An 8,074-nucleotide genomic window follows, 5' to 3' on the forward strand; every position below is an offset into this window, starting at 1 on the left:
CGCCGCCGGGCCGCGAACGGCCCGGCCGGCGTGAGCGGTTGCCGGTCAGCGGTCGTAGCAGAGCACGCGCGCCTGGCCCGCGGCCAAGTGCGCGTAGGTCTTGTCGGGGCCGACCCAGTCCTCGCCCCGGTTGACCATCCGCAGCACGACCTTGCCGTCCTTGACCGGCAGGCTCACGCCCTGGATCCAGGCGCCTCGGTGGGCGGTCTGATCGACGGTGAAGGTGGACCGGACCGGAGCGGAGCCGCTGTCGGTGTCCAACACCTGGTAGAACGCGGGCTTGCCGGCCGCGTCGCGCCAGGTCGAGCCGCCGGGCACATACACCTGCACCGAGCAACTCTTGGCCTTGGCACCGGCGTTCCAAATCCACACGGCCGCGACGCTGGAGTCGTCCTTGGTCTTGGAACCGGACATCGGGATCGCCCAGAAGTCGTCCCCGCACCCGGCCGTGCCCAACCCGCCACTGCCGACCTTGTACCAACCCTCCTTGCCGTCGCTGTACTCGCCCTGCACCCGGAAGCCGGCGCCCGAGTTCGAGCAACCCAGGCCGGCGTAGCCGTTGTAGACCATCTGCGGGCCCTGGGCCGGCGCGACCGGCGGCTTGGCGGGCGTGGTCGGCGGCGGAACGGGCGGACGGCCCGGCGACGTGCCGCCGCCGCCGGCCGCCGGGTTGCCCGGGACGGATCCACCGCCGGGCGTGCCGGAGCCGCCGCCGGCCGGGCCACCGCCGACCGCGCCCGCACCGCCCGCCGCGCCGCCGCCACCCACGGCACCGCCGCCGGAGCCGTTGTTGTACTGCACCGAACCACCCGACCCGGTGCCCGAACCACCGGCCGGCGGGTAGCCGACCGGTGCGCCGCCGGGCGGGCCCTGCGGCACGGGCGTGCCGTCCGGGCCGACCGGGACCCCCTCGACGGGGGCCGGTTCGGCGCTGCCCGGGGTGCCCCAACCGGCGGGCGTGCCGGGCAGCGCGGCGTTCGCCCCGACGTGCGCGACGTCGCGACGCGGATGCGAGGCCGCACTGGGGGCGGCGAGCAGCGGCACCAGCACGATGGCGCCGGTGGTCAGCGCCGCGGCGCCGCCGATCGTGCCCCAGACCCGCGCACCGGGTACCGGGCCGCGGGCGCCGGTGCCGGGTCGGCGGGCGAAGGTGGCCGCGAAGCCGTTCCGGTCGTCGGGTGAACCACCGTTGCGTGGACCGTTGTTGGCGGGCACGAGGACTCCAGGTGTCGGGGGGACGGTGCTCACGCGGTCGCGCCTGCCAGGGACGCGGGCAGATCCGCGACCTCCAGGGCGATCAGTTGTGCCGCGTCGGGGTTGTCGAGTTCGGCGACCCGGCCGGCCTGACGTTCCGTCATCTCCTGGAACGCCTGCCGGGCCGAGCGCCCGTTGCCGAAGCCGCCGCCGCGGGTCATCCCGGCGAACAGGGCGAGCAGTTCGGTGCGTGCGGCGGGGGTCAGTTCGTAGCGGTGTCGCTCCGCCTGGTGCTCGACGATGGCCACGAGCTGCTCGGCGTCGTAGTCCTCGAACAGCAGGGTGCGGGTGAATCGGGAGGCCAGACCCGGGTTGGAGGACACGAACCGGTCCATGTCGTCGGGGTATCCCGCGGCGATCACCACGACGTCGTCGCGGTGATCCTCCATCAGCTTCACCAGCGTGGCGATCGCCTCGGAGCCGAAGTCGTTGCCGCCCGCGAGCGGCGAGAGCGAGTACGCCTCGTCGATGAACAACACACCGCCGATCGCCCGGTTGAACGCGGCGGCGGTCTTGGGCCCGGTGTGGCCGACGTACTCGCCCACCAGCGCGCTGCGGTCGACCTCGACCAGGTGGCCGTGGCCCAGCAGCCCCAGTGCCTTGAGCAGCCGGCCGTACAGCCGGGCCACCGTGGTCTTGCCGGTACCCGGGTTGCCCGCGAAGACCAGGTGCCGACTCAGCGGCGGCGCCGGCAGCCCGGCCTCGACCCGGAGCCGCACCGTCTGCATCAGCTTGGCCATCGACGCGACATCGCGCTTGACCCCGTCCAGGCCGACCAGTTCGCCCAGTTCGGCGAGCAGGTCGGGCAGGCTCTCCTCGACCACGTCCGGCAGTTCCGGGGCGGGCGCGGCGGCGGTGGGACCCGGCGCGGCGCCCGCGGTCGCGGCGGTCGCGGGCGGCGCGGCGGCGACCCCGCCGAGCGCGGGGTCGCAGTCGTCGAACACCGGCGCGGCGCCCGGCTCGGAGCTCAGCTCGTCGGTGCACTCGCGCACCCGGCAGCGGCGGAACAGCGGATCCGCGCCGCCGCCCACGTGCAGCGCGGCATAGCCGGCGCCGATCACATCGCATCCGGTGAAGGTGCCGCCGGCTTGCTCGGCGACGTACAGGCCGTTCTTGCCCGGCCGTTCGATCCGCAGGCCGTGCACGTTCGGCCGGGCGCCGGTCCACACCACCAGGCCCGAGCCGGTGCAGTCCTCGATCGAGCCACCGGCCAACTCGGCCCGCGAACCCGCGTCGAACACGATGCCCGCGGCCCCCGCACCGGTGACCCGATTGCCGGCCAACTCGGCGACGCCCTCGCCGGTGACCTCGATTCCGGTGCGCCCGGCCGCGCGCACCGTGCACCCGGACACCCGCGATCCGGTCGGCGAACCGATGCCGATCCCGGTCGCGGTGTCCGCGACCAGGCAGCCGGAGAGCGCCGCGGAGGAGCGGCCGGTGACCGCGACCCCGGTCATCGCCGCGGCCGAGACCGTGCAGTCGGTCAGCTCGGCCCGGGCGGTGTCCGCGGTGTGCACGCCGTGTTCGGGCGTGCCCTGGACCCGGCAGTCGGCCAGCTTGAGCACGGCGGTACCGGCGGCGTGTATCGCGCCGTAGCCGGAGTCGAGGATGCGACAGTCGGTCAGGTCGGCGCCCGCGCCATCGGTGAGCAGCACGCCGTTGGTAGCCGAGCGGCGCACCGCGCAGCCCTGTGCGACCACCCGCGCGGCGCCGTCGAGCACGATGCCGGCCGCGCCGGCGTCCAGGATCCGGCAGTCGGTCAACTCGGCCCGGGCACTGCCGCCGAGCCGGATGCCGGCCGCGCCCGGTGCGCTGACCCGGCTCTCGCCGGCCACCGCCGAGGAGGCGTCCTCCAGCAGCAACCCGACCCGTCCGCAGCCGCCCAGCACCGAATCGGTCAGCCGCAACATCGCCCGCCCGCGCAGCCGGATCCCGGACCCGGACGTGGCGTCCAGGCGCAGCCGCGCGATGCCCACCCGCGCGCTGCCCGACACCACGATCCCGGTGCCCTCGATGGCGCTCACCTCGACGTCCTCGACCCGCGCCCGCGCGTCGCCGGAGACATGCAGGCCCGCGAGCCGCGCGCCGCGGACGCGCGTGCCGGTGAGCAGCAGCGCCGAGGTCGTGCCGCCGGCCGTCGGCGGCGCGTCCAGGTCCGGATCGCCGCCGTCGTGCGCGCCCCGATCGGGCCCGCCGCGCACCTCGATGCGGCCGCCCGTGACCGTGCAGTCGGCCAGGATCAGACCCGCGCCCGGACCCACGCTGACCGCCGGCGCGTCGGTGCCCGCGCCGTGCAGGCCCAGCCCGCGCACCACGCAGTCCGCCGCGTCGACGGTGATCGCCGGGCCCTCGGCGCTCGCGGTCAGCACCACCTCGCCGCCGCCCGGTTCCGGACACAGCGTCACCGACCGGGCGAGCACCAGCGATTCGGTGTAGTGACCGGCCGCGATCAGCACGGTCGCGCCGGGGGCCGCGGCGCGGAGCGCGTCCGCGATCCGGCGATGCGTGCCCCGGCCCTTGGCGGCCACCCGGACATCCGGCGCGGTGGAGCCGCCCGCTCGACGATCGACGCTCGACATCTGTGCGCTACGCATCCTTGTGCTGGTACCAATCCGGGTTGATTCCCGCGCGCACCTGCGGCAGCAGCCACCCGTTGAACATCTTCTCGCCGATCTTGAAGCCGATGTTGAGCAGGAACTCGGTGGCCCCCTGGCGGTGGAAGAACCGGCCGCCGGCGGCATTGACGAAACCGACGCGGGCGAGCGAGACGCTGCCGGTGCTGATCACGCCGGACAACGACGCGATCGCGCCGTCCCCCAGCGCCTCCCAGCCGGAGAGCTTGTGGGTGACGCCGTCGGAGTCCTTGACGCCGAACACGCTCGCGTTGATGCTGCCGTTGACCAACCCGGCCAACAGGCCGACGCCCGCGCTGTAGCCGAAGTCGTAGGTGCCGCTGCGCCAGCGCACCGCGGTCTCGTTGCCCGCCCACTCGTTGGCCCACGTCTTGTCGTGGTTGCCCGGCCGGCGATTCCAGTGCTTGCCGCCGTCGATGTTGCCGTAGCCGCTCTTGAAGTCGCCGAGCTTGCGGAAGCCGTCCATCCTGTTCTCGTGCACGAAGGCGCCCACGCCGCCCTTGACCACGCCACCCACCGCCGCGTTCAGCGCGGCCTTGGCCCAGTCGACGTCGGACAGGCTCTTGCCCTGGGCCCGCGCGTTGATGTCGGCCACGATGATGTTCGCGGTGAACTCGATCGCGAACTCCTGGGCGAACTCCACCGCGAGCTTCTTGACCAGGACCGACTTCCCGCTCTGGTAGGCGGCTTCGGCCAGGGTGACGGTCCCGGAGGTCGGGATGCCCGGGAGTCCTTGCAGCGCCGTACGGAACTGCGTCGCGTCGATCCCGACGGTGCTGCCCGACCACGGCATGCGCTGACCCTCGCGGATGCGCCGTACCCAGCCGCGTACCTCGGTCACCTGGCCGCGGAAGTCGTACTCGCTGCCGATCACCCGCCACCGGTTCAGCGAGTCGTTGACGATCACCGCGCCGCCGTCGGTGCGCCGGGCCACCAGGACGCCGTCCTCGTTGTAGCGCCGCCACTGGCCGCGCCACGCGTCGGTCTCCAGGAAGTAGCGCTGCCCCTCGGGCGTCGTCTTGACCTCGCGGGTGCGCACGGCGGTGCCGTGGTCGAACTCCTTCCAGGTGGCGGTGTTCGGCGAGGCGTCCTGGTTCGGTCCGTACTCGCGCACGCGAGCCGGTGCGTCGGTGATGTGCGGCGGGGTCTCGTGGATCACCGACGTCACGCCCGCGTTCACCGTGGTGTCGCGGAAGAGCAGGTTCCTGCCGTCGAGCGGAGTCGCCTGCCACGCACCGGCGCCGTCGTTCCCCTTCGGGTTCCACCAGTTGCGTACCCGGTCGCCCTCGCTCGGGACGATCCGCCCGGCCCGGTCGAACTTCTGCCACGTCCAGGTGTCCGTGCCGGGCACCTTCCACGAGTCGACGTACCGGCCGCTGTCGAGCATGCGTCGCTCGCGCACCAGGTTGTTCGCCGCGTCGAAGTCCCGGAACGAGTCGTCGAACGGCAGCTTGGGGTCGTCCGAGCTGCGGAAGAGCACACGCTTGCCGGACTCCTGCACCTCGCCGGCCGCGTTCACCCGTTCCCACTGCCAGGTCTTCTCGGTCGACGAGCCGCGCGCGACGATCGTGACCGAGTCGGTGTCGTCGAGCCGCCAGGTGTCCTTGCGTCCGGTCACGTAACCGTGGGCGTCGTACTCGACCCAGTTGCTGTTCGGGTCGGCCGCGTGGCCGGTGGACCCGGGAGCGGGTGGTTCCGGCGTGGTGTAGTGGCGGACATTGCCGTTCGGGAAGCCCTCGCGCACCACGGCCCACTGGGTGGTGCCGTCCGCGCCCACCACCGGGCGCAGGTCCTGCCAGTTCGCCCCGCCCGGTCCGTTGGGGGTCTCCAGCCGATATCCGATCTCGTCACCCCGGCTCCACGGGGTCGCCCCGGCGGGGGCCGAGGGGTGCGGCTGTACCGAGTCGCCGACCTTGAGTGTCGAACCATCGGCCAACTTGGTCTGCGAGCGGGCGAAACCGCCGTTCGCCAGGATGTCGAAGGAGCTGCCGTCGTCGCCGACGAACCGAACGCCGCTGCCGCGCACCAGGTTTCCGTCCGCGTCCAGGGCCGACCTCTCCCAGGTGAACACCTGGTAGCGGGTGTCGGAGGCGAGGAACGCGTGGGTGCCGGTGGGTTCGGTCCGGTGACTGCTCAACCACTTGCGGGCCCATTGCGGCGGCCGCTGCTCGGAGATGCGGGTCGTGGTGAACGTCGAGCCGTCCGGCTTGACCTCGTGCTTGCCGGTCTCCTTGCCCTGCGGCGAATGCTCGTCCCAGGACTCCTTGCGGATGCCGGCGTTGTCCAGGGGGTGTTCGAGGTAGTGCCGGGCGTGGTCGGTCCGGTGCATCGGACCCCACTGCTTCTGCACCACCTCCCCGGCGGCGGTGCCGGCGGTGGGCCCGTGCCGGTCGCTCCAGCCGCCGTCGCGATGCGGAGTACGCGGACCGCTCGCCAACTCCCCGCTCGCACCGTCGTAACGATGCCAGGTCCAGCCGTCGGTGCCCTTGATGCCCAGCGTGTGTCCGGCTCGGCCGTCGAACTTCTGGAGCGTGTCCCGGAATTCGCGCACCGTGACGTAGTGCTCGTTGACATCGGTGTAGCCGAAGCCGGATGTGTCGAACTTGCGCGAACCCTGGTCGATCGGGGCGCCGTCCGTGCCCCACTCGACCCACCTGGTGCGTTGGCTGAACGAGCCGAAGCCGTTGAGATCGGTACGCCGGAACGCGTCGAGAGTGTTCCCGTTCGGCAGCAGTCGGCGTTCGAACACGACCACCTTTCCGGGGGTGTTCGACTTGAGTTGGATTCGACCGTTGGCGGCGCCGTGCAGGTCCACCGTGCCGTGTTGGAAGTCGTTCGGGGTGAAGCCCCGGTCGGCGGACTGCCCGGGGCGCAGCTCCTGACGCCAGGTGGGTGTCGGCGCGCTGTGGTCGACGACGTACCGGTGCTTGGTCAGCCGGCCGTCATCGAGCACGTTGAAGCCCTCGCGGGTGACGCTTCCGTTCACCCCGAACTCGTGGAACTCGCCGTGGCGCACGGTGTTCGGGTGCACAACCTCGACCCGGAAGCCGGTGTGCGCGCCGTCGGCATCCGTGAGCCGGGTGAGCCGTTGCTCCGGGGGGAGTGCGGTGCCGTGCATGTCGGTGAGAGTGTCGCCCACCACGAACCGGGTCTGGCCGGTGCCGCCCAGCGCGGTGCCGTGTTCGAGGGCGCCGGTCGTGCTGTTGTAGCGGACCGAGTGACCGGTGGCCGGGTCGGTGATCCGGAAGCCGTTGTCGACGGTGGTGAGGTTGCGGTCGGTGACCCGGGTGCCGTGGACGTCGGTGACGAAACGGCCCGCGTCGTCACCGACCACGAAGCGGGCTGCCCCGGGGCCGCCGACGGCGACGCCGTGTTCGGCGATCGATCCGTCGGCGAGGTAGCGGGTGGACCGGCCGCCGGCCGGCTCGGTGACCCGGAAGCCGCCGCCGTTCAGCGCGGTGACCTCGACATCGGCGACGCGGGTGCCATGTGTGTCGGTGAGGATGTGGTCGGCATCGCCGCGGGCGACGACGAAGTGCGCCTCACCCTCACCGCCGAGCAGCGTGCCGCGCTCGAAGGCGCCCGTGGTGGTGTCGTAGCGGACCGAGTGGCCGGTGCCGGGATCGGTGACCCGGAAGCCGTTGTCGACGGTGGTCAGCGTGCGGTCGCCGACCGGCGCGCCGTGCATGTCGGTGACCTGGCGCTGCGCGCCCTCGCCGACCACGAAGCGGGGTTCGCCGGGGCCGCCGAGCGCGATGCCGTGCTCGGCGACCGAGCCGTCCGCGGCGTAGCGGGTGCTGTGGCCGCCGACCGGCTCGGTGACGCGGTGGCCGCCGCCGGTGAGCGGGGTGACCTCGACGCCGGCGACGCGATTGCCGTGCACGTCGGTGAGTACGTGGCCGGTGTCGCCGTTGACGATGAAGTGCGGCTCGCCGAGTTCGTTCAGGGCGAGTCCCCGGTCGAGCACGGTGCCGTTGCCGTCGTAGCGGACGGAGTGGCCGTTCGCGGGGTCGGTCACCCGGTAGCCGTTGTCGATCTCGGTCAGGGTGTGGTTGGTGGTCGGCTTGCCGTGCACGTCGGTCAGCACCGGGGGCCGGCCGTCGCGGACCACCACGAAGTGCGCCTGCCCGGGACCGCCGAGCGCGACGCCGTGTTCGGCGACGCTGCCGTTGCCGCGGTAGCGGGTG

Annotated in this window: 3 protein-coding genes; all 3 read right to left on the reverse strand. The window is 72.9% G+C overall.

Annotation, left to right across the window (positions count from 1 at the left end; genetic code table 11):
* Positions 1-45: 45 nt before the first annotated feature.
* Positions 46-1,248 (reverse strand): hypothetical protein, encoded by a 1,203-nt coding sequence (locus A3IC_RS69545; protein WP_191864159.1) that lies wholly within the window; start codon positions 1,246-1,248, stop codon positions 46-48.
* Positions 1,245-3,833, reverse strand: coding sequence for a right-handed parallel beta-helix repeat-containing protein (locus A3IC_RS0148880; RefSeq protein WP_020557357.1), 2,589 nt, complete (start codon positions 3,831-3,833; stop codon positions 1,245-1,247). Before A3IC_RS0148880 ends, A3IC_RS69545 begins: the two co-directional genes overlap by 4 nt.
* Positions 3,834-3,840: 7 nt before the next feature.
* Positions 3,841-8,074: hypothetical protein (locus A3IC_RS0148885; RefSeq protein ID WP_020557358.1), on the reverse strand; the 4,234-nt coding region annotated here is incomplete at its 5' end.

The sequence above is a fragment of the Embleya scabrispora DSM 41855 genome, from assembly GCF_000372745.1.
Taxonomy (GTDB): Bacteria; Actinomycetota; Actinomycetes; order Streptomycetales; family Streptomycetaceae; genus Embleya; species Embleya scabrispora.